21 protein-coding genes and 2 pseudogenes are annotated in these 24,442 nt (G+C 68.0%); 15 read left to right on the forward strand and 8 right to left on the reverse strand.

All coding sequences use genetic code 11. The features are described from left to right. Positions 1 to 25: 25 nt before the first annotated feature. From ABC766_RS09110 to ABC766_RS09140, 7 genes are all read left to right on the forward strand, one after another. The gene (locus tag ABC766_RS09110; RefSeq protein ID WP_345821917.1) at positions 26 to 610 is read left to right on the forward strand and encodes a nucleotide exchange factor GrpE; all 585 of its coding nucleotides are present in this window, start codon (positions 26 to 28) and stop codon (positions 608 to 610) included. A 55-nt stretch (positions 611 to 665) separates the two neighbouring features. Next, positions 666 to 1,541 carry a DnaJ C-terminal domain-containing protein gene (locus tag ABC766_RS09115; protein ID WP_345821919.1) on the forward strand — a complete coding sequence of 292 codons (876 nt, stop codon included), beginning with the start codon at positions 666 to 668 and terminating at the stop codon, positions 1,539 to 1,541. Between the two features lie 12 nt (positions 1,542 to 1,553). Continuing rightward, the gene (locus ABC766_RS09120; protein ID WP_345821920.1) at positions 1,554 to 1,877 is read left to right on the forward strand and encodes a chaperone modulator CbpM; all 324 of its coding nucleotides are present in this window, start codon (positions 1,554 to 1,556) and stop codon (positions 1,875 to 1,877) included. 96 nt (positions 1,878 to 1,973) lie between these two features. Further along, positions 1,974 to 2,576, forward strand: a complete 603-nt coding sequence (locus ABC766_RS09125; RefSeq protein ID WP_345821921.1) for an Hsp20/alpha crystallin family protein — start codon at positions 1,974 to 1,976, stop codon at positions 2,574 to 2,576. Between the two features lie 338 nt (positions 2,577 to 2,914). Next, positions 2,915 to 3,214, forward strand: a complete 300-nt coding sequence (locus ABC766_RS09130; protein WP_135299995.1) for a putative quinol monooxygenase — start codon at positions 2,915 to 2,917, stop codon at positions 3,212 to 3,214. Between the two features lie 63 nt (positions 3,215 to 3,277). Then, positions 3,278 to 4,477, forward strand: a complete 1,200-nt coding sequence (locus ABC766_RS09135; protein ID WP_345821922.1) for an alcohol dehydrogenase catalytic domain-containing protein — start codon at positions 3,278 to 3,280, stop codon at positions 4,475 to 4,477. Positions 4,478 to 4,648: 171 nt separating this feature from the next. Further along, complete coding sequence (locus tag ABC766_RS09140) at positions 4,649 to 5,644, forward strand: zinc-dependent alcohol dehydrogenase family protein (protein ID WP_345821924.1); 996 nt, start codon at positions 4,649 to 4,651, stop codon at positions 5,642 to 5,644. Between the two features lie 163 nt (positions 5,645 to 5,807). On the opposite strand, the pseudogene ABC766_RS09145 reads toward ABC766_RS09140, so the two are convergent. Both ABC766_RS09145 and ABC766_RS09150 read right to left on the reverse strand, forming a co-directional pair. Then, positions 5,808 to 5,944: pseudogene (locus ABC766_RS09145) on the reverse strand (IS5/IS1182 family transposase); the annotation flags it as partial. 31 nt (positions 5,945 to 5,975) lie between these two features. Further along, positions 5,976 to 7,146 (reverse strand): annotated as a pseudogene (locus tag ABC766_RS09150) (IS3 family transposase). 847 nt (positions 7,147 to 7,993) lie between these two features. On the opposite strand from ABC766_RS09150, the gene ABC766_RS09155 reads away from it, so the two are divergent. From ABC766_RS09155 to ABC766_RS09175, 5 genes are all read left to right on the forward strand, one after another. Further along, a complete protein-coding gene (locus tag ABC766_RS09155) occupies positions 7,994 to 9,151 on the forward strand; it encodes a glutathione-independent formaldehyde dehydrogenase (RefSeq protein WP_345821926.1) in 1,158 nt (385 codons plus the stop codon). Positions 9,152 to 9,251: 100 nt separating this feature from the next. After that, the gene (locus ABC766_RS09160; protein WP_345821928.1) at positions 9,252 to 9,581 is read left to right on the forward strand and encodes a zinc ribbon domain-containing protein; all 330 of its coding nucleotides are present in this window, start codon (positions 9,252 to 9,254) and stop codon (positions 9,579 to 9,581) included. 50 nt (positions 9,582 to 9,631) lie between these two features. Further along, positions 9,632 to 10,198, forward strand: coding sequence for a type 1 glutamine amidotransferase domain-containing protein (locus tag ABC766_RS09165; protein ID WP_345821930.1), 567 nt, complete (start codon positions 9,632 to 9,634; stop codon positions 10,196 to 10,198). A gap of 67 nt (positions 10,199 to 10,265) precedes the next feature. Beyond that, entirely contained in the window at positions 10,266 to 11,294 is a 1,029-nt protein-coding gene (locus tag ABC766_RS09170; protein ID WP_345821931.1) for a hypothetical protein, read from the forward strand. Between the two features lie 104 nt (positions 11,295 to 11,398). Further along, complete coding sequence (locus ABC766_RS09175) at positions 11,399 to 13,177, forward strand: c-type cytochrome (RefSeq protein ID WP_345821932.1); 1,779 nt, start codon at positions 11,399 to 11,401, stop codon at positions 13,175 to 13,177. A gap of 118 nt (positions 13,178 to 13,295) precedes the next feature. On the opposite strand, the gene ABC766_RS09180 is transcribed toward ABC766_RS09175, so the two are convergent. Both ABC766_RS09180 and ABC766_RS09185 read right to left on the reverse strand, forming a co-directional pair. Beyond that, a complete protein-coding gene (locus ABC766_RS09180; RefSeq protein ID WP_345821933.1) occupies positions 13,296 to 13,979 on the reverse strand; it encodes a type 1 glutamine amidotransferase domain-containing protein in 684 nt (227 codons plus the stop codon). A gap of 94 nt (positions 13,980 to 14,073) precedes the next feature. Continuing rightward, positions 14,074 to 16,773, reverse strand: a complete 2,700-nt coding sequence (locus tag ABC766_RS09185) for an excinuclease ABC subunit UvrA (protein ID WP_345821935.1) — start codon at positions 16,771 to 16,773, stop codon at positions 14,074 to 14,076. Positions 16,774 to 17,409: 636 nt separating this feature from the next. Between ABC766_RS09185 and ABC766_RS09190 the strand changes: the two genes are divergently transcribed. Together ABC766_RS09190 and ABC766_RS09195 are read left to right on the forward strand one after the other, a co-directional pair. Beyond that, on the forward strand, positions 17,410 to 18,069 hold the full coding sequence (locus tag ABC766_RS09190) for a hypothetical protein (protein ID WP_345821937.1): 660 nt from the start codon (positions 17,410 to 17,412) through the stop codon (positions 18,067 to 18,069). A gap of 59 nt (positions 18,070 to 18,128) precedes the next feature. Beyond that, positions 18,129 to 18,968: an aldo/keto reductase gene (locus ABC766_RS09195; protein ID WP_345821939.1), complete on the forward strand. Its 840-nt coding sequence runs from the start codon at positions 18,129 to 18,131 to the stop codon at positions 18,966 to 18,968. A gap of 108 nt (positions 18,969 to 19,076) precedes the next feature. On the opposite strand, the gene ABC766_RS09200 is transcribed toward ABC766_RS09195, so the two are convergent. Then, positions 19,077 to 19,220 (reverse strand): hypothetical protein, encoded by a 144-nt coding sequence (locus ABC766_RS09200; RefSeq protein WP_345821941.1) that lies wholly within the window; start codon positions 19,218 to 19,220, stop codon positions 19,077 to 19,079. Positions 19,221 to 19,379: 159 nt separating this feature from the next. Next, complete coding sequence (locus ABC766_RS09205; protein ID WP_345821943.1) at positions 19,380 to 19,502, reverse strand: hypothetical protein; 123 nt, start codon at positions 19,500 to 19,502, stop codon at positions 19,380 to 19,382. Positions 19,503 to 20,181: 679 nt separating this feature from the next. On the opposite strand from ABC766_RS09205, the gene ABC766_RS09210 reads away from it, so the two are divergent. Beyond that, complete coding sequence (locus ABC766_RS09210) at positions 20,182 to 22,167, forward strand: PAS domain S-box protein (RefSeq protein ID WP_345821945.1); 1,986 nt, start codon at positions 20,182 to 20,184, stop codon at positions 22,165 to 22,167. Positions 22,168 to 22,463: 296 nt separating this feature from the next. Here the strand turns inward: ABC766_RS09210 and ABC766_RS09215 are convergent, their stop codons facing one another. Both ABC766_RS09215 and ABC766_RS09220 read right to left on the reverse strand, forming a co-directional pair. Then, positions 22,464 to 23,519, reverse strand: a complete 1,056-nt coding sequence (locus ABC766_RS09215; RefSeq protein WP_345821946.1) for an SDR family oxidoreductase — start codon at positions 23,517 to 23,519, stop codon at positions 22,464 to 22,466. Between the two features lie 323 nt (positions 23,520 to 23,842). Then, positions 23,843 to 24,442: an Isoquinoline 1-oxidoreductase subunit gene (locus ABC766_RS09220; RefSeq protein WP_345821948.1), complete on the reverse strand. Its 600-nt coding sequence runs from the start codon at positions 24,440 to 24,442 to the stop codon at positions 23,843 to 23,845.

Raw genomic sequence — 24,442 nt, forward strand, 5'->3', positions numbered from 1 at the left:
CCCCCGTGCCGACAGGAGGCCTGATATGGCCGAGACGCCTATGGATGCAGCGAGCGCTCCGCCCGCCCCCGCTGGCCAGTCCCCGCCGCCGGAGGCCGGCGCGGCCCCTCAGCCGGGCGCGGACGCGACCGCGGCCCTGCAGGCCGAGAACGCCGCCCTTCAGGACCGCCTCCTGCGGGCCCTGGCCGAGGCCGACAACACACGGCGTCGGGCGACGCGTGACCTGGCGGATGAGCGGCGCTTCGCCGTGACGGGCCTCGCCCGCGCGCTTCTGCCGGTTCTGGACAACCTGCGCCGGGCCATCGTCGCGTCGGAGCAGCCGGAGTCGCAGGGCGCGTCGCTCATCGACGGGGTGCGCGCCACGGAGCGCTTGCTGATGGGGGCCCTTGAGGGCGTCGGCGTGCAACGGGTCGATGCCCGTGGTGCTCCGTTCGACCCGTTGCGGCATGAGGCCATGATGGAGGTCGATGATCCGGCGACCGCGCCCGGGACCGTCCACGACGTCATGGAGGATGGCTACGTCCTCCACGATCGGCTCCTGCGCCCCGCCCGGGTCACCGTGACCCGTCGCGCCATGGCCCGGGACGATCACGACAAGGCCAATCCCTAGGACGGCGTCCGTAACGGGTGCGGGCTTCGCCACCGAGGGCGGCAGGGAGGAAGCGTTGAGCGACGATCCCTATGCGATTCTGGGCGTGAAGCGCGATGCCTCCCCGGAGCAGATCCAGAAAGCCTACCGCAAGCTCGCGCGCAAACTGCATCCGGACCTGAACCCGGGCAATACGGAAGCGGAAGAGCAGTTCAAGAACGTGTCACGGGCCTATGACCTGTTGAACGATCCGGAGAAGCGCGCGCGGTTCGATCGCGGCGAGGTCGACATCTCCGGCGTCGAGCGGCCCCGACATCGCTACTATCGCGACGTCTCGGAGCCATCCGCGGGTCATGCCTATGCGAGCGACGCAGGCTTTGCGGATTTCGATACCGACGACCTCCTCTCGGAGATCTTTGGACGCCGGAATCGGGCGGATGTCCGGCGGCGGGGCGCCGATACCCGCTACCATCTCGACCTCGATTTCCTCGATGCGGTCAACGGCACCACCCGCGCGGTGACCCTGCCGGACGGCGCGACGCTCGATGTCCGCATCCCGGCCGGGACAAGCGAGGGACAGACCCTGCGCCTGCGCGGCAAGGGCGAACCGGGGCGGAACGGCGCGCCGCCGGGCGATGCGCTGATCGCGATCGGCGTCCGCCCGCACCCGGTCTTCCGGCGCCAGGGCGACGACATCCATTTCGAACAGGGCGTTCCGCTGCACGCGGCGGTGCTCGGCGGTCGGATCGCCGTATCGGCTCCCTCCGGGCCCGTGACCCTGACGATTCCGAAATGGAGCACGTCCGGCACGGTGCTTCGCCTCAAGGGCAAGGGCGTCCCGCGGTCGGACGGGACGGCGGGGGATGCCTACGTCAAGCTGCTGATCAAGCTCCCGGACAAGCCCGATCCGGAGCTCGAACGCGCGATCGCCGCGTGGCATCGGGCAGAGTGAAGAGGGGACGATATGGACGCGCGCGAATTCCAGGCTCGGTCGGACCTGAACCCCGGCACGCTCGAGATCTGGCTCGAAAGCGGCTGGCTTCGACCCGCGCTCCGGGAGGGCGTCTGGCACTATTTCGAGATCGATGTGGCCAGGGCCCAACTGATCGGAGATCTGCAGCACGATCTTGGGATCAACGACGAGGGCATCCCGGTCGTGCTCAACCTCATCGATCAGGTCGGCGGCTTGCGGCATGTGCTGCAGGCGATTGTGCGGGCCTTGCGGGCGCAGCCCGACCTCGTCCGCCGGGAGATCGTCGAGGCCTGCGTGGCGCAGGGCCGATCCTGACGCCGAACTGACCGGCGTCAGGGCCGCTTCGCGGCTGACCGGCTAATCCAACCCCAGCCCGACCAATTCTGCCAGTCCACAGGGAGAATCGATATCATGTCTCGCGGACCAGGAGCCTTCCAGAGGTCGAGCCGTTCGACGCGCCACGGCATGCCGGGCCCGTTGTTCACGCCGCTTCTCGCCCTCTACCACGACATGAACCGCCTTCTCGAGGATGCGCCGGGGGCGGGTGCCGGAACCGCGGGTGCCGCCAGCCCGCTGGGTGCCGCAATCCTCGTCCCGGACATCGACATCACCGAGACGGCGCACGCGGTGCGCATCACCGCCGAGGTGCCCGGCGCGCGCGAGGCGGATGTCGAGGTGACGATCGACGAGGACACCCTGTTCATTCGCGCCGTCAAGGAGATCGAGCGCCAGGAAGACCGGCAGAGCACCCATGTGAGCGAGCGCGTGTTCGGCACGTTCCAGCGCGCCCTTGCGCTGCCGTTCCGGGTCGATCCTGAACGGGTCGAGGCTCGGGTCGAGAACGGGGTGCTGACGATCACGCTCCCGAAGACCGAGGCGCAGCAGCGGGCGCGCCGCGTGCAGGTTCGGGGCTCCGACGCCGGCCAGGCCTCCGGATCCGAAGGCGTCCCCCGTCAGAACGGCGCCGAAGTCGACCAGCAGGACAAGGCTCCCGAACAGACCACGCCCCATTGAAGAGGCCGGATCACGGCCGGTCCTTCCCCCCACGCGCCGGACGATACGGACGCATCGGGTGGGTGGAGGCTCCCCGCACGGGCCGGTTCGGCAATCGGCCGGGGCCGCAGGCGTGGACCATGCGCCGGTCCAGAACTGGCGGGTGAACGGCTTCCGGGCGCCATCGCGAACCTGTTCGTGGTGAGCGCAACCGCCCCGACCGCCCCCCTCGTCGATCACGCCCGCGGCCGGAGCGCGACCGCCGTCGGCGACTGGAGGGGCGCCGGATCCCGTCCAATGCGGGCCCGGCGCGGCGGTCACGTCCGCGTTCTCTGAGACTCTCCGGAAGGAACAGGCCGATGGCCAAATTTGCACTTCTCGTCATCCTGAACGCCAAGCCAGGACAGGAAGCGGCGGTCGAGACGTTTCTGCGGGACAGTCTGCCCGTCGTGCAGGACGAGCCCGGAACCGTCGCGTGGTTCGGCCTGCGTCTGGGCCCGTCGACCTTCGGGATCTTCGACGCGTTTCCCGACGAAGCCGCACGGCAAGCCCACCTCTCCGGCCGCGTGGCGTCGGCTCTGATGGAGAGGGCCTCCGATCTGTTCGCCACAGCTCCGCAGATCGAGAAGCTCGACGTGCTCGCGGCGAAGCTGCCCTGAGACGCCGCGGGCCGATCGCTGGAGACGATTGACCCGTCCTGAAATGAGGAAGGAACATCCGTCATGGCATCCAGCAATCGGGTCATCACGTATATGGGGCCGAAAAAGGTCGAGCTTCAAACCTTCGATTTTCCGAAGCTCGTCGATCCCAAGGGTAACGCGACGCCGCACGGGGCGATCCTCAAGATCGTCACCACCAACATCTGCGGCAGCGACCAGCATATCTACCGCGGCCGGTTCCCCGCTCCCTCCGGCATGGTGCTCGGCCACGAGATGACGGGCGAGGTGATCGAGACCGGGCCCGATGTGCATTTCATCAGGAAAGGCGACCTCTGCTCGGTCCCGTTCAACGTCTCATGCGGGCGGTGCCGCAACTGCAAGGAGCGCCATACCGACACCTGCATGAACGTCAACGATGCGGTCGATTGCGGCGCCTACGGATTCAATCTCGGCGGCTGGCAGGGCGGACAATCCGACTATCTCATGGTTCCCTACGCCGACTGGAACCTGCTTCGCTTCCCCGATAAGGATCAGGCGTTGGCGAAGATCAGGGATTTGACCTTGCTCTCCGACATTCTGCCCACGGGCTTTCACGGCTGCATCCAGGCAGGCGTCAAATACGGTTCGACGGTCTATATCGCGGGTGCAGGACCCGTCGGCAGGTGTGCCGCCGCCTCTGCCCAGCTGCTGGGCGCCTCCTGCATCATCGTCGGCGACATCAACAGCAAGCGTCTCGCCCTCGTGAAGAGCGCTGGGTATGAGACCGTCGATCTGTCCTCCGAAACGCCGCTCGCCGACCAAATCGAGGCGATCCTCGGCGCACGGGAGGTGGATTGCGGCGTCGACGCCGTCGGCTTCGAGGCGCACGGGAACGGGCCCGGCGCCGGAGAGGATCCGGCTGCCGTCCTCAACGCGATGGTCGAGGTCGTTCGCGCCAACGGCGCCGTCGGAGCGCCCGGAATCTACACGCCGGGAGATCCCCAGGCCATCGACGACGACGCCAAAGCCGGGCGGTATCGGATCGACTTCGGCAAGGCCTGGATCAAGTCGCCGCATATCTCGGCAGGCCAAGCCCCCATCATGCACTACAACCGCGATCTGATGATGGCGATTCTTTGGGATCGCATGCCCTATCTCGGCAAGGTCGTGAACGTCGAGGTCATCCCGCTCGAACGGGCGACTGAAGCGTACCGGATCTTCGATCAGGGGGCGCCCAAGAAGTTCGTCATCGATCCGCACAACACGACGAAACTGGTGGCCTGAGACATCGGAGGGCGCCGAGTCCCTGCCGAGCCGAGTCCCTGCCGCGCGCGTCAGCGCCCAACGGCAGGGACCGGAGGGAGCCCGTGGGATCGGCTTCGCCCGGCCTCTGCGCCGGGCGATCGCTGCGCCCCTCACGCGCGCCGAGGCGCGACCATTGAAGGAGACGTCGCCATGGCGCGCGTGGTCAGGTTTCATCGGACCGGCGGGCCGGACGTGATGCAGTTCGATGATCTCCCGGTCGGCGATCCGCAGCGCGGGGAGATGCGCGTCCGGATCGAGGCGATCGGTCTCAATCGCGCCGAGGCGATGTTCCGGTCTGGCACCTACCTCGAAGAGCCGCGCCTGCCCGCGCGCCTCGGCTACGAAGCCTCCGCGATCATCGAGGCCTTGGGAGACGGCGTCGACGGGTTCGCGCCGGGCGATTCCGTCAGCGTCATCCCGGCCTTCTCCATGAACGATTACGGCGTTTACGCCGACACGGCCATCGTTCCGGCCTACGCCGTCCTCCAACGCCCGACCGGCGTCTCGACGATTGAGTCGGCGGCGGTGTGGATGGCCTACCTCACGGCGTGGGGGGCCCTCATCGACATCGGTCGTCTCGGGCGCGGCGACGCGGTCATCATTTCGGCGGCGTCCTCAAGTGTCGGACTCGCGGCGATCCAGATCGCGAACAGCGTCGGCGCGGTCCCGATCGCGACGACCCGGACGCGTGCCAAGGCGGCGGCGTTGGCTAAGGCGGGCGCCGCGCACGTGGTCGTCACGTCCGAGCAGGAGATCGGCGCCGCGGTCAACGATGCGACGGGCGGCAAGGGCGCGCGCCTCGTGTTCGACCCGGTCGGTGGCCCTCAGGCCGAGGCGCTCGCCCAGGCGATGAGCCACCGCGGCGTCATGCTGATCTACGGTGCCCTCGCGACCGCACCCACACCATTTCCGGTCATCGCCGCGCTGCAGAAGGCTCTCACGCTGCGCGGCTACACCCTGTTCGAGTTCGTTCGGGACCCGGAGCGGCTGGCCCGCGCCGCGGCCTTTATTGAGGACGGGCTCGCCGACGGGGGGCTCGAGCCAATCATTGCGAAAACTTTCTCGCTCGACGCGATCGTTCAGGCACATGTCTACTTAGAGTCGAACGAGCAGTTCGGGAAGATCGTCGTCACAGTCCCCCACTGACACCGCCGTGCTCGACCGGCGCGATCTAGCACGGCTGACGCGCGCCACAACGTCGTCTTGCGAAAGATGATCCCGGCTTAGAGCGGCTTACAGATTGAGTGTTCGCCCCGGCCGGTTCCCGCAGATCTGAGCCCTTCTCGACGAGAGGCCCTGCCGTCCGGACTCATAACCAATAGCAGACGTCGCCGCGAGGCAGACGGCAGCGAGGTCGTTGTGGGCGAGCCGATCATAGCGGGTGGCGATGCGACGAAGGTCTTTGAGCCGCCCGAACATGCATGCGATCGCGTTCCGCCCACGATAGAGCACGGGCGAACAGTGGACTCGCTCCGGTTTAATGGAGAGCGGTTTGGTGGTTGAAGCCCCTCTCGAAATGGATAGGGCTGGTGAAGCCCAGCGCCGAGTGACGGCGGCGGGGATTGTAGAAGCCATCGATGTAGCGGGCCAGCGCGACGATGGCCTCCGCTCGCGTCTGGAACGTGGCGCGCCAGACCAGCTCGTTCTTCAGCGTCTTGAAGAACGTCTCGACCATCGCATTGTCAAAGCAGTTGCCCTTGCCAGACATCGATATCACGATGCCATATCTTCGTAGCTTCGCCTGATACTCGTTCGAACAGTACTAACTGCCGCGGTCGGAGTGATGGAGAAAATCTGATCCGGGCTGCCGGACAACGAGGGCTCGTCGCAGCGCGGTCAGCGCGAGTTCCTTGTGAAGACGGTCGCCCGCCGCCCAGCCCACGATTCGCCGGGAATACAGGTCGAGGACCACCGCCAGGTACAGCCAGCCCTCCCGCGTCCAGACGTAGGAGAGATGTCCGCGCCCCATTTCCCGTCCGGTCCCGCCGCCGTGAAGTTCTGATCGAGGTGGTTGGGCGCGACTGGGAAGGCGTGGCCGCTGTCCGTCGTGCGTCGGAAGCGGCGCGGCTGGCGGGCCTTGAGCCCGCTCTCCCGCATGAGCCGGGCCACGCGCCGCCGGCCTGCCGCCAAGCCCTGCTCGCGCAACTCGTGCGTCATGCGGGGGCTGCCGTACGTCTCGTGCGAGAGCGTGAAGGCGGAGCGAACGTGAGCGAGCAGCACGAGATCCTCGCGCTGCCGCAACGAGGCTGGACGGTCCTTCCAGGCAAAGTAGCCGCTCGGACTGACGTCGAGGACCTTGCACAGGCGCGCGACCGGGAAGTCCTTCTTCGCCGCGTCGATGAGGCGGAACCTCATCGACTTCCCTCTTTGGCGAAAAAAGCCGGGGCCCGCTTCAGGATCTCGCGTTCCTGGCGCAGCACCTCGTTTTCGCGGCGCAGGCGCTTGAGCTCGGCGGCCATGTCCTCCTGCCGCTCGGCCGGCGGGTGGCCCATCTCCCGCACACGCCGGCCGTCAATCCAGTTGCGCAGCGTCGAGAGCCCGACGCCGAGATCAGCGGCGATCTCCCGGCGGGACCGCCCGCTCGTCTGCGCCAGTCGCACCGCCTCAGCACGAAACTTAGGGGTAAAGGTCTGCTTCCGGTCTGCCATCGGAACCCTCCTCCTTCAGGAAAAGAGCTCTCTACCTTTGCAAAGCAAGTCCATCGGGTCAGCGTTTCGATCGCGTGTTTGAGTGTGTACCCGTCGAGCGCACCCCGATCGCAGAGATCGCCGGGGACGAGATAAGCAATGCTTTGGCGCCGGCCGGACACACGGCGCTTGTACCGGCTGGCGAATCCGCCGAAGACGATGAGCGCGTGGTCGGCCACCCCTTCCGGCTCCAACAGAACGGTATGCCGGTCAGCCGGCTGGACATAGCTGGCCAAGCCCGTGAGCGCCGCCCGGTCCTTCTCCGTCAGTGGGGCGAAGCCCTCGAGCTTACGCGCAAGCGCACAGACAAGACCGTCGTCACGTGGCGCCGGGACCAAATGGCGCCGAGGGCGAGTGACCCCGGGCACGGTGGGTCGATCTCGGTGATCGGGGCGGTCATCTCCATCTGGCTTCTCCTTCAGGATGACGACCCATTCTCCCGGCGGCGCGCGGCAGGCACATCCGATTCGTCTCTAAGGAACTCTCCACTCTGCAGGCTACGATGGCCTCGCTCCGGCGGGGCGTCGCAGGGTTCGGTCGCGCGATGGGCTCCCACTGCTCACACAGATATTGAGGTCGGCCCACATGGCCGACCGTCTGAACGCGTCTGGGACATTCAGCCGGCTCGGGCGGCAGCCGAGAACCGGATCTCCGCGATCCAATTTGCACCGGCCGGTTTCGACGGGGTGCGTCTCGGACAGAGTCTCCCACCGCGCTACGGAGAACACCGTAGGCATCGACCGGATAGTTCGATGACCGGCAACATATACTCTCTCTGGCCTGGCAATCGAAGTCAGGGCAGGAGAGCATGATGCGCGCAGTCGTCTACAATGGCCCACGCGATGTCGCTGTGCAGGACGTGCCCGACGCGCGGATCGAGCGGCCGACCGACGTGCTGGTGCGGATCACGAGCACAAATATCTGCGGCTCGGACCTGCACATGTACGAGGGCCGGACCGACTTCCCGCGCGGGGGCGTATTCGGGCACGAGAACCTCGGCCAGGTAGCCGAAGTGGGCAGTGCCGTCGATCGGGTGAAGGTCGGGGACTGGGTCGCCATCCCATTCAACATCGGCTGCGGCTTTTGCAAGAATTGCGAGCGCGGCTTGAGCGCGTTCTGCCTGACCACGGCCGATCGCAGCGTCCTGCCGAACATGGCCGGCGCCGCATACGGGTTCGCCGACATGGGACCGTATCGGGGCGGGCAGGCCGACCTGCTGCGCGTTCCCTATGGCGACTACAATTGCCTGAAGCTGCCCCCGGATGCGGAGGAACGGCAAAACGACTACGTGATGCTGGCCGACATCTTCCCGACCGGCTGGCACGCCACCGAACTCGCAGGACTGCGTCCCGGCGAGTCGATCGTCATCTACGGGGCCGGCCCGGTCGGCCTGATGGCGGCCCTCTCGGCGATGATCAAGGGCGCCAGCAGGGTGATGGTGGTCGACCGCCATCCCGACCGCCTGCGCCTCGCGGATAAGATCGGCGCCGTGCCCATCGACGACTCGAAGGGCTCCCCGGTGGACCAGGTGCTCGCGTTGACGAACGGCATCGGGGCCGACCGCGGCTGCGAGTGCGTCGGCTACCAGGCGCACGATCCGCAGGGTCACGAGCACCCCAACATGACCATGAACGACTTGGTGAAGTCGGTGAAGTTCACCGGCGGCATCGGCGTGGTCGGCGTCTTCACGCCCCAGGATCCGGCTCCGCAGGACCCCCTGTACAAGCAGGGCGAGATCGTTTTCGACTACGGCCTCTTCTGGTTCAAGGGTCAGACGATCGGCGTCGGCCAATGCAACGTGAAGGCCTATAACCGGCGGCTGCGCGACCTCATTTCGGCCGGCCGCGCGAAGCCGTCCTTCATCGTCTCGCATGAACTTCGGCTGGGAGAGGCGCCGAAGGCCTACAAGCACTTCGACGCGCGCGACGATGGCTGGACCAAGGTGATCCTCAAACCCGCCGCCTGATCTGCCGGGGCGACCTGCCAAGCTGATCTCTAAGACGGGCGGGCATCCGTTCGCCCGGCCCATCCGCCATTGCCCAGACGGGCGCGCGCGTGAGGACGCCATGCCGATCTACGACTACGCGTGCGACGCGTGCGGGCCGTTCACGGCCCTGCGGCCCATGGCGCAGTTCCGCGACCCCTGTGCCTGCCCGGAATGCGGCGCTGGGGTCCCACGAGCAGCCTTGAGCGCACCGGCGATCATCGGCGGCAGCGCAGGTGGCCGCATCGCCTTCGCGGCGACCGAACCGGGCGCATCCCCGGCGCGCCCGGCTTCGGCCGCCCATCCCGCCGGTTGCGGCTGTTGCGTGCGCCGCTTGCCGCTCCCGGGCGCCCTGTCCGCGGGTGGGCGGGTCTTCACGGCGCACGGGCCGGTGCGGCGCGATAGTTCGTGATGGCGCCCGCATCAGGCTGAACGCATCCCCACTCCGACCGAGGAACAACCATGGCTTCCCATCCCCTCAACGGCCTGAAGGTCGCGATCCTGATCACGGATGGTTTCGAGCAAGTCGAGATGACCGAGCCGCGCAAAGCGCTCGATCAGGCTGGGGCCGAGACGCAGATCGTGTCACCGAAGGACGGCGCGGTGAAGGCCTGGAACTTCACGGAATGGGGCGATCAATTCCCGGTGGACGTGCCGCTGAACAGCGCTCGCCCCGATGACTACAGCGCGCTGCTGCTTCCGGGCGGCGTGATCAATCCCGACACGCTGCGCACCATCCCCGCGGCCGTAGCGTTCGCGAAAAGCTTCTTCGACTCGGGCAAGCCCGTCGCCTCGATCTGTCACGGCCCCTGGACCGTCATCGAGGCGGGCGCGGCGCGCGGGCGACGTATGACCTCCTGGCCGTCGCTCCAGACCGATCTCCGGAATGCAGGGGCCGATTGGATGGATGAGCCGGTGGTCGTGGACGGCAACTTGGTCACCAGCCGCAAGCCCGATGACTTACCGGCGTTCAATCGGGCGGTGATCGCGCTGTTCGCAGATGCGCGCGGGGGCGTTCGGCCCGCGTGAGCCGCGATGAACGCACGCGATCGCTCCAGGGCTATCGCCCTTCTCTGCGGCCGACCGGAGATCTGCGATGAGGCAAGCCGAGGTCTGTGTCCGGCCGTTCGGAGGCGTGCCACGCCGGGGCGTCAGCGTCGCGCTGACCGGATTTCTCATCCTCGCGGCTGTCGGAGCCGCAACGGTTGTGCGGGCCGCCCCCCGGGACACGCGCGAGATCGCCCTGCCCGGGGAGGCCGCGTATCCCGAAAGCATCACGGCCACCGCGGATGGCACCCTCTACGTCAGTAACTTCGCGGGCGGCGGCGTCACCCGGATCGAGCCGGGCGCATCCTCGGGTAAGGTCTGGATCGCGCCCGGCGCGTTCGAGACGCGCTCGACCTTCGGCGTGCTCGCCGACGAGGCGTCGGGCACGCTCTGGGTCTGCTCGAACGATCTCTCGGCACTCGGCATCCCGGGACCCAGCGACGTGAAAGGCGCTTCGCTGAAGGGCTTCGACCTGAAGACCGGCGCCGGCAAGATCAGCGCGCCGTTCCCCGTCAGCCCGGCCATCTGCAACGACATCGCGCTCGGACCGGACGGGGCGGCCTACGTGACCAACACGCTGGGACCGCAGATCCTGCGGTTGAAGCCCGGCGCGCAGACGCTGGAGGTCTGGAAGACCGATCCGCTTCTGGCGCCCGAGGGCCAGGACGCTGGGCTCGACGGCATCGCCTTCGGCACCGACGGCAACCTCTACGTCGACACCTTCACCAAGGCCAAGCTGTTCCGGATCGCCGTGAAGGACGGGCAGGCCGGCGCAGTGACGCCGCTGACGCCCTCACGTCCGCTGGTGCTCACGGACGGCCTGCGACCGCTCGGCGACGGCTCCTTCCTCCTGGCCGAGGGCGGCGGCCGGCTCGACCGCATGACCGTCTCCGGCGATACGGCCCAGGTGGAGGTCCTGCGGGACGGCATCGCCGGCGGCGTCACCAGCGCCGCCAAGGTCGGTGCGACGGTCTTCATGACGGTCGGGCAGCTCGCCGTCATCACCGAGCCGGCGCGGAAGGGGACCAAGCCCGCACTTCCGTTCCGCGTCCTGGCGGTGCCGCTGACCGCCCCGTGATAGGTTCTGCCGCGTGCGGTCGCCGATCCTGGCCGGTGAGCGCCGCGCCCCTATTCGCCCAGATCATGCAGCCGTGGTTTGTGACAGCGCCCCCAGAGGACACCATGCGTCGGATCCATTCGTCGACCCTCGTCCTGTCCGCCGGCGTCGCGACAGCCGTCCTTCTCGCCGCCTGGCCGGCCGCTCGGCCCGCACGGGCCGCCGACTCGACCTGTAACGGCGGCACGGGCGGCCTGAGCCTGCCGGCCGGCTTCTGCGCCACGATCTACGCCGACGGGATTGGCCATGCCCGGCAGATGGCCGTGGCGGCGGACGGCACGCTCTACGTCAACACGTGGAGCGGCGTGTACTACAAGAACGCCACGCCCCCGCCGGGCGGCTTCCTGGTCGCCCTCAAGGACACCGATGGCGACGGCAAGGCAGACGTAACGGAGCGCTTCGGCGAGAGCCCCGCCGAGGGCGGCCATGGCGGTACAGGATTGGCTCTGTTCCAGGGGGCGGTCTACGCCGAGATCAACGACCGCATCCTGCGCTACCCGCTGAGGACGGGCGAGGTGGCGCCCAGGGCTGTAGGCGAAGTCGTCGTCTCCGGCTTGCCGGTGACGGGCGACCACCCGATGCACCCCTTCGCGATCACGCCGAAGGGCGATCTTCTCGTCGATCTCGGCTCGGCGACGAATGCCTGCGAAGTGAAGAACCGCGTTCCGGGTTCGATCGGCCGCGAGCCCTGTACGGAGAAGGAGACCCGCGGCGGCATCTGGCGCTACGACGCGAAGGGGCGCGATCAGACGTTCTCGCCCGCCGAGCGGTATGCGGCCGGCATCCGCAACGGCGAGGGTCTCGCGCTCGATGCGCAGGGCCGGATCTTCTCGACCCAGCACGGGCGCGACCAGCTCCACGAGGACTGGCCGAAGCTCTACACGGCCAAGCAGGGCTTCGAGCTGCCCTCCGAGGAGGTCGTCGAGCTGAAGCCGGGCGCCGATTTCGGCTGGCCGGAATGCTACTTCGACCCGGCGCAGGAGAAGCTGGTGCTGGCTCCCGAATATGGCGGCGACGGCGGCCACACGGTCGGGCTCTGCGCCGACCGGCAGGGGCCGGTGGCGTGGTTCCCGGCGCACTGGGCGCCCAACGACATGAAGTTCTACGTCGGATCCGGGACCGAAACGGCCTTCCCGCAAGCCTATCGCGACGGCGCCTTCATCGCCTTCCACGGCTCCTGGAACCGCGCGCCCGGCCCGCAGGGCGGCTACAGCGTCGTCTTCCAACCGTTCAAGGACGGCAAGGCCGCGGGCGACTTCGTGGTCTTCGCCGACGGATTCGCCGGACCCGTGAAGGAGCCGGGCCGGGCCGAGTACCGGCCGTCCGGCCTCGCGGTCGGACCGGACGGGGCGCTCTACATCTCCGACGACGTGAAGGGCCGCATCTGGCGCGTCACCTATACGGGCGGTGATCCGAACGCGGCTGTCGCGGCCGCGCCGAGCCCGCAGAACGTCGCCACCGCGTCCACGGACGCAGCCCCGCCGGAGGGCCTGCACCCGGATGCCGGCCGCACGGTCTCGGCGCTGCCGGTGCCGAAGGGCGCGACGCGCGAGCAGGTCGCGCTCGGCGACCGGATCTTCCACGGGGAAGTGGCCGACGCGACGTGCGGCGGCTGCCACGGTTCGGACGGCCGGGGCTCGCCGGTCGGGGCCGATCTCACCAGCGGCCACTGGCTCTGGAGCGACGGCAGCCTGGCGGGCATCGAGAACACGATTGCGAATGGCGTTCCCGAGCCCAAGGAGCACCAGAACGCGATGCCGCCCATGGGTGGCGTCGAGCTGTCCCAGACCGACCTGAAGGCCGTCGCGGCGTATGTCTGGGCATTGGGCCATCACGGGAAGTGATGGGCCAGAGCCCAGGGCGCCCACGCTGGCCAAGGGGGTTGAGATCGGAGTGTTCAGCTTCTCGACGCCAGCGTCGAGGGGCTCCGCAGCCAGTGCGGCAGGCCTTCGCCCCCGCCGGTCATCGATCGTCGAGAGACGCTTTGAGGCGCTCGGCTGCCAGTCTGGACGAGGCCGGGTTCTGACCGGTGATCAGCAACCCGTCCCCGACCACGTAGGGCTCCCAGTCGCCGGCCCTGGAGAACACGCCGCCCTTCCGCTTGAGCTCGTCCTCGACGAGGAAGGGGACCACCGCGGTCAGGCCCACGGCCTCCTCCTCGGTGTTCGTGAAGCCGGTGACGGCCTTGCCGGCGACGAGCGGCTGGCCGTCGGGCGCCTTGGCATGACGCAGGACGCCGGGGGCGTGGCAGACGAGGGCGACCGGCTTGCCGGCCCGGAGCGTCGTCTCGATCAGCCGGATCGAGGCGGGGTCCTCGGCGAGATCCCACAGGGGACCATGCCCGCCGGGATAGAACACCGCGTCGAAGCCCGCGTGGGTGACGCCGTCGAGCCGGCCTGTGTTCGACAGGGCGGCGTTGGCCTCAGGGTCCGCCTTGAAGCGCCGGGTCAGGTCGGTCTGGAAGTCCGGCTCGCTGCTCTTGGGATCGAGCGGCGGACGCCCGCCCTTCGGCGAGACGAGGACCATCTCCGCGCCGGCATCCTTGAACACGTAGTAGGGCGCGGCGAGTTCCTCCAGCCAGAAGCCGGTCTTGCGGCCGGTGTCGCCGAGCCGGTCGTGGGAGGTCAGCACCATCAGGATCTTCATGGTCATTCTCCGGGGCTGGTCTGGGTCAGTCGTCCTGGATGCGGGTATCGTCTTCCGGTTCCGATGGGGCGCAGAATCCGGATCCACGGGTCCATCAGGGATTTCGGGGCTGCCAGCTCCCGCCGGCATCGGCCTCAAGCTCCTCCCGCAGATACGGCGCCGTGCGGCTTGCCGGCGCCCGGGCCACCACCTCGGGGCGGCCCGCCGCCACGATCGTGCCACCCAGGCTTCCGGCGCCGGGCCCCACGTCAATGACGTGATCGGCCCCCGCCACGACGCGCATGTCGTGTTCGACCAGGACGACCGTGTTGCCCGCATCGACCAAGCCGTTGAGCTGGAGCATGAGGCGATCCACGTCGGTCGGGTGCAACCCAGTCGTCGGCTCGTCGAGGACGTAGAGCGTGCCCCCGCGCTGCCCGCGCTGCAGCTCGGTGGCGAGCTTGATGCGCTGCGCTTCCCCGCCGGAGAGTTCGGTCGCCGGCTGGCCCAGGCGCAGGTAGCCGAGGCCGAGATCCCGCAGCACGAGGAGCGGCCGCAGCACGGCGGGCTCGTCCCCGAAGGCTTCGCAGGCGCGCTCGACGGTCAGCCCGAGCACGTCCGCGATGGTCAACCCGTTCCAGGTGACCGCCAGCGTCTCCGGCGCGTAGCGGGACCCGTGGCAGGTCGGGCAGGGGGCGTAGACGCTCGGCATGAACAGGAGTTCGACGCTGACGAAACCCTCGCCCTCGCAGGCCGGGCAGCGGCCCTTCGCGACGTTGAACGAAAAGCGGCCGGCGTCGTAGCGGCGCCGGCGTGCCTCGGGGGTGGCGGCGAACAGTTTGCGGACGCCGTCGAACAGGCCCGTGTAGGTCGCGAGGTTCGAGCGGGGCGTGCGCCCGATCGGTTTCTGATCGACCTGGACCAGACGCCGGATCCCGTCCATGTCGCCGACGATGCGCCCTTCGGTCGGACCCGGCGCCGCGTCGAGGGGATCCTCCGGCTCGTCGTCCGTGTCGATCGGCCGGCCGAGGCGGTCGCCGACGAGGTCCAGCAGGGCTTGGCTGACGAGGCTCGACTTGCCGGAGCCCGAGATGCCCGTGACCGCGGTGAGACATCCCAGCGGGAACGCGACCGAGACGCCGCGCAGGTTGTTGCGGACGATCCCCTCCAGGCGCAGCCATCCCGCGGGCTCGCGCTGCGGTCGCAGCGGCGGCTCGGCGAGCCCGAACAGGTGCAGGCGCGTGCGCGATGCCTCCACGGCGCGCAGGCCCTCCGGCGGGCCGCTGTAAAGCACGGTGCCCCCGTGCTCGCCCGCCGCCGGACCGACATCGACCAGCCAGTCGGCCCGGCGCATCGTGCCGATGTCGTGCTCGACGACGAACAGCGAATTGCCCGAGGCGAGCAGCCCGGCCAGCGCGTCGTGCATGGCGTCGCCGTCGGCGGGGTGCAGCCCCGCCGTCGGCTCATCGAGCACGTAGGCCACGCCGAAGAGCTGCGAGCGGAGCTGGGTGGCGAGGCGCAGGCGCTGCAACTCGCCCGACGACAGGGTCGTGGTCACCCGGTCGAGCGACAGGTAGCCGAGGCCCAGCTCCGTGAGCGTGCCGATTCGGTCGATGAGATCGGCGGCGAGGCGCTGGGCGGCGAGCCGCTTCTCGATCGAGAGGTTCGGGGTCGCACGCACGTCCGGCGCCCCGGCATGGGTCGACGCCCCGGAGGCGGCACGCCGAGCCCGATCCCGCCGCCCCGCTTCGCGATCGAGCGTCTCGGACTCGGCGCTGGCGGCGGTGTCGTCATCGGGCAGCCGGTTCTCGGCGACCGGCCGCATCACCGCGGCGAGGTCGGCGAGCGGCATGCGCGACAGGTCGCCGATATCGAGGCCGGCGAAGGTGACCGAGAGCGCCTCGGGCTTCAGGCGCTTGCCGTGGCAGGCGGGGCAGTCCTCGCTGACGAGATAGCGCGCCGCCCGTCGGCGCATGAGGGCGCTCTGCGACTTGGTGAAGGTCCCGAGCACGTGGCGGCGGGCGCTCGTGAACGTGCCCATGTAGCTCGGCTCCAGGCGGCGCTGGCGGGCGAGGCGCGTCTGCTCCGGGGAGAGCCCGGCATAGACGGGCTCCTGCGGCTGGTCGTCCGTGAACAGGATCCAGTCCCGGAGCGCCCGCGGCAGGTCCTTCCAGGGTTTGTCGACATCGACCCCCCGGCTCACCAGGATGTCCCGCAGGTTCTGGCCGCCCCAGGCTTGCGGCCAGGCCGCGACGGCGCGCTCGCGGATCGTCAGCGACGGGTCGGGCACCATGGAGGCTTCCGTGGCCCGGTAGATCCGCCCGAGCCCGCCGCAGGACGGGCAGGCGCCCTGGGGCGTGTTGGGCGAAAAATCCTCCGCGTAGAGCATCGGCTGGCCCGGCGGGTAGGTGCCGGCGCGCGAGTACATCATCCGCACGAGGCTCGACAGGGTGGTGACGCTGCCGACCGAGGAGCGGGCGCTGGGTGTGCCGCGCTGCTGCTGGAGGGCGACGGCTGGAGGAAGACCCTCGATGGCGTCGACATCGGGCACGCCGACTTGGTCGATCATCCGCCGCGCGTAGGGGGCGACCGACTCGAAGTAGCGCCGCTGGGCTTCCGCATAGAGCGTCCCGAAGGCCAGCGAGGATTTTCCGGAGCCCGAGACGCCCGTGAACACCACGAGGGCATCGCGCGGCAGCTCCACGTCGACGTCCCGCAGATTGTGTTCCCGGGCGCCCTTCACCGTGACATACCCCGGCCGTCCCGCGCCCGATCGAGCCATCCCGACGAGGTCTCTCGGCTTCGGCTGGTCCATGACACTGTCCCTCGATCCGTCCTCTTCCGCAGGACACCGAACGGCGCCGCGCCGGCGAAAGGCTCACGAGCGCGGGCGCGACCCCCGGGCCGGCGCTTCGATTGACGTCCGACTCTCGGATGTCCGCCGCCGCTGCGCACTATCCGCGGGGCCTTGTCGAACGTCTCCCGGCCGTTCGCAGTCACGCTCGGCCTCCGTTTCACGACAAGTCGAGATAGCGTCGGCTGTCCGGTGTGGTACCCGGATCCGTCCTACGTGACATCCCGGACGAACAAGCGCTCCAGACATCGCTACAGACGCCGCAGACGCCGCCCTGGGCCTCCTGACACCCGCTCGATGAACCGCGACCCCGCGAGGCTGTCGATCTGTGGCGATGGTGACCACCACCGGGTTGAGGCCGTCGGATCGCCTCGCGAAGCGTGGATGATCGCGCGGATGACGTCTGGGGCGTACGGACGCGCGCCAATGCCGGGAACTTCCCTAGGGAAACCCCTCGTCAAACCAATGGGCTCCAGCCGCTGTTTTCCAACCGCGCATGGATCAGGCTGTTCAGAGCCGGTCGCGCCGCATCCCAACGCGCCGCCTGACCATCACGCGAGCCGGCCTGTCGCGGCAATCCGATCCAGGGGGGCACTCATGGCTGATCGATACGGTAACGGCAGACCGCGCGACCAAAGGGAGCCTGATCGCGCTTCGACGGGCGCGCGGGAGCACGCCGGATCCGAGACGATCGACGACACGCAGGTGCACGGCGTCCTGGAAGCCCAGAAGGAGATGACGGGCGGGCGCGGGCCGAATGCCTGCATCGACGCTGTCGGGATGGAGGCGCACGGCACCGGCGCCCAATACGCCTATGATCGCGTGAAGCAGGCGCTGCGCCTGGAGACGGGCCGCGGCCAGGCACTCCGCGAGGCCGCCATGGCCTACCGCAAGGGCGGCACGCTGTCGGTGCTCGGCGTCTACGGGATGATCGACAAAGTCCCGAAGGGCGTCATCATGAGCAAGGATATGACGGTGCGCGCCGCCCAGCAGCCCGGGCAGGCCTACATGGACCGGCTGCGCGCGCATGCCCAGAAGGGCGAGCCTAAACCGGCCTCTTTCGCCACCCCATGGCTTATCGCTCCCGGACGGACCGCGCGGCTACGACATGTTCAAGCACAGGACGGACGGCTGCACGCGCGCGGTGTTCGCGCCGTAGGAGCCGCCCGGCGCAAGGGTGCGCGTGCCGATGCGGTATCCCCCCTCCCATCGGCGCGCCTCTCCAGGGGAACATCCTGCCCTTCGCCCAGGGGGTGATCAGGCCCGTCACACCCGGCGCTGTGGAGCACGCGCCGTCTTCGCGAGGAGGGAAGAGCATGGAGCAGCGCCCGTTTGGACCCGTGCCGCGCGCGGTCGCGGTGATCGGCCAGGGAACGTGGTACATCGACGACGCGCGCCGGCCCACCGCGGTCGCCGCCCTGCGCCGCGGCCTGGACCTCGGCATGACCCATGTCGACACCGCCGAGATGTATGGCGACGCCGAGATCGTGGTCGGCGAGGCAATCGCGGAACGGCGCGATGCGGTTTTCCTCGTCTCCAAGGTCATCCCCAGCAACGCCTCGCGGGCCGGGACCGTGGCGGCCTGCGAGCGCTCGCTCGCGCGCCTGCGCACCGACAGGCTGGACTGCTACCTCCTGCACTGGCCCGGTTCGCACCCGCTCGAGGACACCTTCGCCGCCTTCGAGCGGCTTCGCGAGCAGGGCAAGATCCTTTCCTGGGGGGTGAGCAACTTCGACGTACCCCAGCTCGAGACCGCCTGGAAAGCCGGGGGCGAGGGCCGGATGGCCTGCAACCAAGTACTCTACCATCTGGAGGAGCGCGCGATCGAGCACGCCGTGCAGCCCTGGTGCGAGGCGCACGGCGTCGCCGTCGTCGCCTATAGCCCCTTCGGTCATGGCAGCTTCCCGAGCCCGCGCACGCCAGGCGGTCGCCTGTTGGAAAGTATCGCAGCCAACCACGGCGCGACGGCACGCCAAGTTGCGCTTCGGTTCCTGGTGCGGCGGCCGTCCACCTTCACGATCCCCAAGGCGTCCAACCCCGAGCACGCCGCCGACAACGCGGGCGCCGGCGCGCTCGCGCTGACGGACGCCGAAATCGCTCGGCTCGATGCTGCGTTCCCGCGCGGACCGCGACCGCGCCGTCTTCCCATGCTTTGAGTCCGGGATGCCTGTTGGGCCGGAGCCTCCCTCATGCGTAGCGCGTCCTGGCAGTCGGGCTGTCCGCCCGCGCTCAAAGGGATGGAATTCGTGGGGACGTCTCACACGTCAGGATTCCGGTGTGGCGAGAAGAATCGCCTTGCGATGCGTGTCCAAGTGCCGGTCTTCGGATTGGTTCTGGGGCTGGCCGCCCTTGTGGATGTAGGGCTGACGATACTCCCAGCCCGCGGCGGCCGGGTCCTCCTCAGCCATAGGTGAGGCGTTGATGGGCCCAGGAGGCTTCGATGCCGTCAGCCCTCTTGATCGATCTCCGTGAGCGCGTCGTCACCGCGATGGCGGAGGGAGCGTCCTGCCACAGCGCGGCCACCCGCTTCGGGTCGAGTGCGTCGCGCGCCAGTCGCTGGGCGGGCTCTACGGCAGGAGGGCCGGGTCGCGCCACGGCCACGCGGCGGCGATCAGCGTCCACGGGCCATCGAGGCGCACGCGAACCTGATCCGCGCGACCGACGAGGCGCAGCCCACGATCTGCCTGCATGAACTGTGCGCCGCCCTGGCCGAGCAAGGCGTGACGATTGTCGTCACGTGCTTACCCGCTGCATGCCGTGCGGTGTCGCGAACGCCTCGGGCGCGCCTTCGCGGCGGCCAAAAGCTGGGGTGGCCCGATGCTGGGTGTTCGCGGTTAAAGCAGCGGCTTTCGCGGATTGACCCATGCCCCGTGGGCTTCCTCAATCCGGCTGCGGCCACTGAACACGGACCCCACTTTAGCTGTCGTTGATAAATGTTGCGTATCGGCAAGATTTGATCGGCCACCGCTATGGTCAAGCTGACCGGGCTCACGTGCTGGTGCTGCTGTGTTCGGCCTCGCGATCCGCTTCGACGCGGCATCGAAGTCGGCCTCATTCCCGCCGGCACCAGCCTCCCACGCGGCTTTGATAAACCGGTGGCGCTGCTGCTCGGGCGAGAGCCTCTCAAAGCCGAGCTTGCTAGACTTGGCCTTTGGCGCGTTGCCGCTCGACAGCACAAATAGCAGAACGCGCAGCTTCAACTGGCAAGACGGATTTCTGGACGCCGACCAGGATGCCGAAGCGTTCCTGTCCTAAGTTATATCAAGTCCGCTTTAGGAGGCCTAAAAAAGATCATCTACGTTGGGGCTTCCGCGCATACAGCTCGCGCCGGCGCTCGGTACACGCCGCTGTCCGCTTGAGGTGCCTGGGATGACCACGGGCGACATGTCGGCCAACGTGTTACGTGCCCTGAACGGCGCCCACGCGTTCGGTAGTCTGGTTGAGCACACGGCATGGCTGTCGGCACAGCAAGCAGCCTTCCAGGCCGCCATTGAGGGTGCGCCGCTCGCAGAGTGTCTGGGCATCCTCGTGGACACGGCCTGCTCCCAGTCCGGCGGCGACCTTCGCTCCGCCTTCTACCTGACCGATCAAAGCGGCGTCGGACTGCAGCACGTCATAGGCATGCCCGAGCCCTACGCCCTGGCCGTCACGGATGGCATCAAGGTCGGGCCGGACTCGCTCTCATGCGGTCTGGCGGTCTTCACCGGCCAGCCGGTCATCACCGTCGACGTGAGGGAGGAGCCACGCTGGCAGCCATGGCTCTGGTTGGCCGAAGAATACGGCTTCCGTGCCGTCTGGTCGTTCCCGACACAAACCGCAGTCGGGCGGGTCCTTGGCACCTTCGCCGTGTACTTCCGCGAGCCGCGTGCGGCCACGCCCCGCGATCACGAATTCGCCGCGGCCATGACCAAGACCGCAGCGATCATCATCGCGCAGCATCGGCAAGCTGCAGGCCTGATCGAACGGCGCATCGCGGATGAGGCCCTGCGCGCGAGTGAGGAGCGCTTCCGGGCCGTGGCCGAGCAAGCTGAGGCTGGCATCGTCATCGTCGATGGCGGCCATCGGATGAGCTTCGTCAACGACCGCTACTGCGAGATCCTGGGGCGCACGCGCGATGATCTGCTCTGCCGCACCGTGGAGGAGCTGACTTACCCGGACGACTGGGCGTTCAACGAAGCCCTCTACCGGCGCGCCATGGTAGACGGCGCATCCTTCACCATCGAGAAGCGCTACCTGCGTCCGGATGGTTCGGCCGTGTGGGTGCGCAACGTCGTCAGCGCCCTCCGCGACGGGACAGGTGCCATTGTCGGTGGCCTTGCCGTCTCCCTCGAAGTCACCGAACGCCATCAGGCCGAGGCGGCCCTTCGCGAGAGCGAGGAGCGCTTCCGGCGCTTCGCCGCGCATACGGCCGACGTGCTCTGGCTCGCCGATTTGGAGAGTGGGCGGCTCGACTACCTCAGCCCGGCCTTCGCGCAGGTCTGGGGGATGCGCCCGGAGGACATGCCGGACCTCGCGAGCTGGCTCATGAGCGTTCACCCCGAGGACCGCGAGGCCGCCGCGCAGGCGATCGAGCGCGTCGGCGGAGGCGAGACGCTCTTGCTCGAGTACCGCATCCAACGCGCCTCCGACCAAGCGGTGCGTCGCATCCGCGACACCTTCTTCCCGATCCCGGGCCTCGACGGACGGATCCGGTCCGCGGGCGGGATAGCGCAGGACGTCACCGTCAACACCGGCCTGCGGGCCTACGTGGTCGCGGCCGAGGATGACGCCCGGCGCGGCCTCGTCGGCACCCTGCAGGCCGCCGGCTACGAGGTCCGCGCCTTTGCGGACGGTCAGGTGTTCCTGACGATGGCGGGCTCTCTTATACCAGGCTGCGTCGTGTTCGACCTGGGCGACACCAGCGGCCTCGCCGCCCTGAGCGAGTTGAAGGCGGCACGCGCGCACCTGCCCGTGGTGGCGGTCGGCAAGAGCCGGGGCGATGTCGGCTTCGGGGTCCGCGTCATGAAGGCGGGGGCGGTCGATTACCTCGAAGCCCCCTGGTCGCCAGACACCGTACTGTTCGCGGTCAGAACGGCGCTCGCCGAGCTCCACGCCGAGGCGGATCGGGCGCGCGGGGGGGACGAGGGCCGGAGCCGCATCGCAGGGCTCTCAGCGCGCGAGCGCGAGGTGCTGGAGGGTTTGCTGGCGGGCGGGACCAACAAGACCATCGCCCGGACGCTGGGCCTGAGCCCGCGCACGGTGGAGATCCACCGCGCCCGGGTCATGGAGGCGCTCGGGGTCCGCACGCTGCCCGAGGCCGTTCTCATTGCGACCGCAGCCGGCGTGCGTCCGGCCGATCACGACGGCGACCAGTGATCCTCCCCTGGATCCGCGAGCACGGGGAGTTTAGCTCGCGGTCCGCTCGGCCTACTCGGGTTTGAACTCTCGTCTCGTCTTCGCCATCCGACCCCTTCCCCGCCCAGGATGAGCGTATCAGAGGTGGCCGTGAAGCCGAGAGAGGATCAATGTCCAGCTCCTTCAGTCCTGCTCGTTCTCTCACTCGGCCGTGTCCAAAGCCGGCCGGTCAAGTCAATCGCCCCATTAGCTCGGCGACGCGCCCGTCAAGCGGCTGCTCACCAGCAGCGTCTCAGAGAAGATATACGACTGTCATGCTAAGGAATGACCTTCCTGTTGCGCAATGACGCGAAGAAATTTTGGAACATATCCTCGGTGTCGATGCACTCGAAAAAACCTGCCTTGCGCGCCTTGATTGTGCTCGACACATTATCGAATCCACTGTTGAATATAAAATCCGCAAAGTCCCACGAAACCAATTTATCATACGGCGTTCTAAGCAAATCGTACCGGGCGACAATCTCGCTCCAGAGCTCTGTCTTGTCAGTCATATAAGAAGCGAGTGGCATCGGAACCGGATCAGAGACCTCCATATCAAACATTTTGGCAATGCGCGGCCACATATGCTGCCAGCGAAACTGATCCCCATTCGTGATATTGAAGATGTTGTCGCGGGCGGATCCCGTGGCCCCTGCCCACACCGTCGCCTCTGCCAGGACGTCCGCTGAACTTACCTGATAGAGGGCGCCATAGGCTGCCGGCGAACCGGGGAAGCGTAGGGGAATGTTGAGCGCCTTGGAGATGACCGCGTAGACGGCAATTGCCATGCCCAGGTTCATCGGGTTGCCGGTTGCATAACCGATGATGGCTTCCGGGCGCAGGGCCGTCCAATGCCACGCCTTCCCGGCTTGCTGACGTCGAAGGAAGTCTTCCTGGTCGTAGTAGAAATTCGGCGACATGAGGCGCGGATCGTCCTCGCGGGCCGGCGTCTTGAAGGGTCCAAGGTCGGAGCCATACGCCTTGCCGCCTTGGTAGAACGTTACATGCCTCAGCGTTGGAGACACTGTCTCGACCACCTCGACGAGGTTCTTCAAGATCGCCACGTTGACCTTTGAGCGCTCGGCAGCGCTCGACTTCTCGATGTAGGCAGCGAAGACGATGTGCGTGACGTCACGGCGACCGTTTAGCTTGCGCTCGACATCGTGGCGGTCGAGCAGATCGACCTTGATGCCCTCCACACCTTCGGGGAGGTGCGCGTCACGGCGGGACAGACCGTACACGGTCGCATCTGAGGTGTTGGCCCAGGCTCTGGCTGCCGCGTTGCCGGACACGCCGTGCATGCCGGCGACGAGAACAACATTCGTGGTGCTCACGCGAGGATTCCCTTCTCTGATCGTTTCGGCGCGATGTTCATAGACGGGCACCAGCCGGCGACGGATTCTGCGCGTGTCGTCCTGGTATCCCGCGAGATCCTTCCGCAGCGCTGCCGCCTCGACGAGGGTTCGGCCGAACAGCAGCGATACCGGTAGGCCGAGCTAAGCCGATCCCCGGAAAGAGCCGAGGAGGAGCGACGTCCCGACCAGAGGCAGGAGGGCGAAGCCTGACGACCTCCCGTCGCTTCGGTCCGGCCCGCATGCGCGTTTTTCCGGTTTTGTGAAACCCTCACGTTGTCATGGCGCTGTCCATTCGGGATCACCTACTTCGGGCAGGCTGCCCCGGTCTGGATCCAGGCTTGCGTCAGTTCGCCGAGGATCTCCTGGGTCCCGGGAGCTGCCTCCCGACCCTTGCCGGGATGCCAGCCCCAGCCAACCAAACCGTCGGTCGCGAGAAACTTATGGATGTCCGCCAGCGAGCGGTTACCGTTTCGGGCCGGGTCCTTGAGCTGCACGCAGATCTCGGGGACTGTCAGCCCGATCCAGCCCATACTGGCTGGCGCCAACTGCCATGGGTCGTGTCCCGGTATGTCCCTGTCGTGGCCGACGACCGCCAAGTTCTCGGAACCGTGGCAGGAATTGCAGTGCAAGCCGGACGGGCCGAAGCTGGCCTCGCCACCGCGAATCATTGGGGGATGGTGAAGTCGTTGCTCGTCTCCCTGCCTCGGGATGTTATCGGCGGGATGGCAGTTCATGCAGCGCGGATGCGTGATGACCTTCGCCATCTCCCCGAACAGGGCGACGGACCGTTCGATCCTGTCCTGTATCGCGTCGAAGGACTCTGAGCGGCGCAGATCGGCCTCCGCCGCGAGGGCCACGGTGGTGGACAGCGCCGCGGCCGCCGTCAGGATCACGACGCGCAC

Source organism: Methylobacterium fujisawaense (genome assembly GCF_039619325.1).
Classification (GTDB): Bacteria; Pseudomonadota; Alphaproteobacteria; order Rhizobiales; family Beijerinckiaceae; genus Methylobacterium; species Methylobacterium fujisawaense.

What these genes read in the sequence shown, in the direction of transcription:
- ABC766_RS09190 (WP_345821937.1), top strand. Translation starts at nt 17,410, where the DNA reads ATGGCTGATCGATACGGTAACGGCAGACCGCGCGACCAAAGGGAGCCT.
- ABC766_RS09170 (WP_345821931.1), top strand. Translation starts at nt 10,266, where the DNA reads ATGAGGCAAGCCGAGGTCTGTGTCCGGCCGTTCGGAGGCGTGCCACGC.
- ABC766_RS09200 (WP_345821941.1), bottom strand. Translation starts at nt 19,220, where the DNA reads ATGGCTGAGGAGGACCCGGCCGCCGCGGGCTGGGAGTATCGTCAGCCC.
- ABC766_RS09140 (WP_345821924.1), top strand. Translation starts at nt 4,649, where the DNA reads ATGGCGCGCGTGGTCAGGTTTCATCGGACCGGCGGGCCGGACGTGATG.
- ABC766_RS09155 (WP_345821926.1), top strand. Translation starts at nt 7,994, where the DNA reads ATGATGCGCGCAGTCGTCTACAATGGCCCACGCGATGTCGCTGTGCAG.
- ABC766_RS09120 (WP_345821920.1), top strand. Translation starts at nt 1,554, where the DNA reads ATGGACGCGCGCGAATTCCAGGCTCGGTCGGACCTGAACCCCGGCACG.
- ABC766_RS09185 (WP_345821935.1), bottom strand. Translation starts at nt 16,773, where the DNA reads ATGGACCAGCCGAAGCCGAGAGACCTCGTCGGGATGGCTCGATCGGGC.
- ABC766_RS09135 (WP_345821922.1), top strand. Translation starts at nt 3,278, where the DNA reads ATGGCATCCAGCAATCGGGTCATCACGTATATGGGGCCGAAAAAGGTC.
- ABC766_RS09130 (WP_135299995.1), top strand. Translation starts at nt 2,915, where the DNA reads ATGGCCAAATTTGCACTTCTCGTCATCCTGAACGCCAAGCCAGGACAG.
- ABC766_RS09160 (WP_345821928.1), top strand. Translation starts at nt 9,252, where the DNA reads ATGCCGATCTACGACTACGCGTGCGACGCGTGCGGGCCGTTCACGGCC.
- ABC766_RS09210 (WP_345821945.1), top strand. Translation starts at nt 20,182, where the DNA reads ATGACCACGGGCGACATGTCGGCCAACGTGTTACGTGCCCTGAACGGC.
- ABC766_RS09180 (WP_345821933.1), bottom strand. Translation starts at nt 13,979, where the DNA reads ATGAAGATCCTGATGGTGCTGACCTCCCACGACCGGCTCGGCGACACC.
- ABC766_RS09110 (WP_345821917.1), top strand. Translation starts at nt 26, where the DNA reads ATGGCCGAGACGCCTATGGATGCAGCGAGCGCTCCGCCCGCCCCCGCT.
- ABC766_RS09175 (WP_345821932.1), top strand. Translation starts at nt 11,399, where the DNA reads ATGCGTCGGATCCATTCGTCGACCCTCGTCCTGTCCGCCGGCGTCGCG.
- ABC766_RS09165 (WP_345821930.1), top strand. Translation starts at nt 9,632, where the DNA reads ATGGCTTCCCATCCCCTCAACGGCCTGAAGGTCGCGATCCTGATCACG.
- ABC766_RS09125 (WP_345821921.1), top strand. Translation starts at nt 1,974, where the DNA reads ATGTCTCGCGGACCAGGAGCCTTCCAGAGGTCGAGCCGTTCGACGCGC.
- ABC766_RS09205 (WP_345821943.1), bottom strand. Translation starts at nt 19,502, where the DNA reads ATGCAGGCAGATCGTGGGCTGCGCCTCGTCGGTCGCGCGGATCAGGTT.
- ABC766_RS09195 (WP_345821939.1), top strand. Translation starts at nt 18,129, where the DNA reads ATGGAGCAGCGCCCGTTTGGACCCGTGCCGCGCGCGGTCGCGGTGATC.